Genomic DNA, 3,115 nt, shown 5'->3' on the forward strand with positions numbered 1-3,115 from the left:
CGCTCGGCGGCTGCGCGACCACGGGCACGCCCGCGCCCAACCTCGCCCCCGGCGCGGCGGCCCCCGGCGCCGCGCTCGAAAACCAGACCCTCACGGTCTATGCGGCGGCCTCGCTCACCGCGGCCTTCGACGAGCTCGCCACCCTGATGGAACAGCAGAACCCGGCCGTCGAGGTCGAGGTCACCTACGACGGATCCTCCACCCTCGTCACCCAGATCGAAGCCGGCGCCCCTGCGGATGTCTTCGCGAGCGCCGACGAGAAGAACATGGCGGTGCTGACCAGGCAGTCGCTCGTCGATACGGCGACCCTGTTCGCCTCCAATACCCTGCGCATCGCGGTCGCGCCGGGCAATCCCCTCGGCATCGACGCGCTCGACGACCTGACGAAACCCGGGCTCATCACGGTGCTGTGCGCTCCGCAGGTGCCGTGTGGGGCGGCATCCGCTGCCCTGCTCGGAAACGCCGAAGTCGCCGTGACCGCCGCGAGCGAAGAGCAGAACGTGACCGCCGTCGTCACCAAGGTCGCCGAGGGCGAGGCGGATGCCGGACTCGTCTATGCGACGGACATCGCCGCGAACCCGGATCGCCTCGAGGGCGTCACCCCCGCCGGAGCCGACGCCGTCGTGGGGCGGTATCCGATCGGGGTCGTGGCCGACAGCCCGCACGCCGCGGCCGCCCAGGCGTTTGTCGATCTTGTCCTGTCGGACGCGGGGCAGGCCGTGCTGGCGCAGAAAGGGTTTCTCTCACCGTGATCCCCCGCGTCCTCTATATTCCGGCGGCGATCGGGCTAGCCCTGCTCGTGCTGCCGCTCGCCGGACTGCTGCTGCGCGTCGATTGGATCGGCCTGCCCGGCCTGTTGCTGAGTCGGGAGGCGCTCGAGCCGCTCGGACTCTCGCTCGCGACGGCATCCGTTTCGACGGTGCTCTGCCTGCTGCTCGGGGTGCCGCTCGCCGTCGTGATCGCCCGGTCGACCCCGCGCACGGCCGGGTGGCTGCGCGCGATCGTCACCGTTCCCCTCGTGCTGCCGCCGCTCGTGGGCGGCATCGCGCTGCTGCTGCTGCTCGGCCGCACCGGCGTGCTCGGCGAATACCTCGACCTCGCCTTCGGGCTGCGGCTGCCGTTCACGACGGCCGCGGTCGTAATCGCCCAGACCTTTGTGGCCATGCCGTTTCTCGTGATCGCTGTCGAGGGCGCTCTGCGCACCCAGGGCACCCGCTTCGAGCGGGTCGCATCGACCCTCGGGGCCGGGCGCAGCACGGTCTTCTCCCGCATCACCCTGCCGCTCGTGCTGCCCGGACTCGTCGCCGGCACGGTCTTGAGCTTCGCCCGCGCGCTCGGCGAATTCGGCGCGACCGCCCTGTTCGCCGGCAACCAGGCCGGCGTCACCCGCACCATGCCGCTCGCGATCTACACGGCCTTCAACGGATCCGGCGTCACCACCGACCAGGCCGTCGCCCTGTCGCTGCTGCTGATCGCGGTCGCCGTGATCATCCTCGTGCTCGTCGGCGGCCGCCGCACCGGGGCGCTGGCATGACCGCGCGTGTCGGGTCGCCGGCCCAGAACGCGGCGACGGATGCCCCACCCCTCCTCCGCGCACACCTCGCCCTCACGCGCGACGCGTTCGCCCTCGACCTGACGCTGAACCTGGCCGTCGGAGAGGTGCTGGCGCTGCTCGGCCCGAACGGATCCGGCAAGTCGACCGTGCTCGAGCTGCTCGCCGGGCTGCTCGCGCCCGACACCGGCACGGTGCTGCTCGGCGGGGTCGTGCTGACCCGCGGCGGTGCGGGTCGGGGCGCCGAGACGGCCGCCGGGCGGGTGCTCGTCGCGCCGGAACGCCGGGGGATCGGCCTCCTCGGCCAGGACGCGCTGCTCTTTCCGCACCTCAGTGCGCGCGCGAACGTGGAGTTCGCGATCCGGGTGGGTGGGGCATCCGCTTCACCCGAATTGGCCCCGCACCGCGACGTCGCGGTCATGACCGCGCCCGAAACGGGCAGCCGCTACGGCCGTTACCGTAGCGGTCACCCGTTTCGGGCGCGGTCGCGCGCTGCCGGCCGGGTGGACCCGTCCCACCAGCCCCACCAGCTCGCGCGGTCGCGGGCCGCGATCCGTGCCGAAGCGGATGCCTGGCTCGCCCGGGTCGGACTCGCCGGCCGCGGCGACGCCCTGCCCGCCGAACTCTCCGGCGGACAGCAGCAGCGCGTCGCCCTCGCCCGCGCCCTCGCCGCCCGGCCGCGGGTGCTGCTGCTCGACGAACCCCTCGCCGCCCTCGACGCCGAAACCGCGCCGGAGATGCGGCAGCTGATTCGCGAGCAGCTCGCCGCGACCGGAACCAGCGCGATCCTCGTCACCCACGATGTGGTGGATGCCGTCGTGCTCGCCGACCGCGTCGCGGTGCTGCACGAGGGCCGCATCATCGACGTCGGCGCGACCGCCGCCGTGCTCGAGGCCCCCCGCAACCCGTTCGTCGCGGCGCTCGCCGGGGTGAACCTCGTGGTCGGCCGCATCGTCGACGACGCGGTGGTCGCCCCCGACGGCCGCATCTTTCGGGTGCGCCCAGCGGATGCCGCCGCCCTCTCCGCCCCGCCAATCCCCGCCCCGCCAGTCCCCGCCCCGGGTTCCGCCGCCCTCGCCACGGAGCCCGACTCCGCCCCGGACGCCGCACTCGCCGACAGCGTTCCCTTCGCCCCGACCGGCTCGGGTCCGGCCGCCGCCGCGGTCTTTCGCCCGTCGGCCGTCGTCGTGCAGACCGAGCGGCCGCAGCACGCCAGCCCGCGCAACGTGTGGCCGGCCACGATCACCGGAATCGAGCCCGGCAGCGGGGGTGTGCGACTACGCACCAGCGGGAATCCGCAGATCATTGCGGAGGTGACCGCGGCATCCGTCGCCGAACTCGGCCTCGGTGTCGGCAGCAACGTCTGGCTCTCGGTCAAGGCGACCGAGGTGAGCGCCCACCGCCGCTGAGCGCCCATCGGTCCCGTCCCGTTCCGCGAGAGCGGGTGAATCGTCGGTCTGGGGCGGGCAAAGTCATATGGTCGTAGCAACGCTTCAGGAGATGGAGCGTTTCATGCCTAAGTTGTTTCCCGCTAACACCCGTACTGAGTTCGTTGATCTGATC

Annotated in this window: 3 protein-coding genes; all 3 read left to right on the plus strand. The window is 72.7% G+C overall.

Going from position 1 to position 3,115, the window contains the following annotated elements:
- A partial coding sequence (modA, locus tag E3T55_RS16770; RefSeq protein WP_134520699.1) for a molybdate ABC transporter substrate-binding protein occupies positions 1-752 on the plus strand: 752 nt, incomplete at its 5' end.
- A complete protein-coding gene (locus E3T55_RS16775) occupies positions 749-1,534 on the plus strand; it encodes an ABC transporter permease (RefSeq protein WP_134520700.1) in 786 nt (261 codons plus the stop codon). The genes modA and E3T55_RS16775, both read left to right, overlap by 4 nt.
- Positions 1,531-2,961 carry a sulfate/molybdate ABC transporter ATP-binding protein gene (locus E3T55_RS20970; protein WP_134520701.1) on the plus strand — a complete coding sequence of 477 codons (1,431 nt, stop codon included), beginning with the start codon at positions 1,531-1,533 and terminating at the stop codon, positions 2,959-2,961. The genes E3T55_RS16775 and E3T55_RS20970 overlap by 4 nt, the downstream gene beginning before the upstream one ends.
- The last annotated feature ends 154 nt before the right edge of the window (positions 2,962-3,115 follow it).

Source organism: Cryobacterium frigoriphilum (assembly GCF_004403305.1).
Lineage (GTDB): Bacteria > Actinomycetota > Actinomycetes > Actinomycetales > Microbacteriaceae > Cryobacterium > Cryobacterium frigoriphilum.

Bases quoted from the DNA above. Each gene is read 5' to 3' on its own strand.
- E3T55_RS20970 (WP_134520701.1), top strand. From the start codon at position 1,531: ATGACCGCGCGTGTCGGGTCGCCGGCCCAGAACGCGGCGACGGATGCC.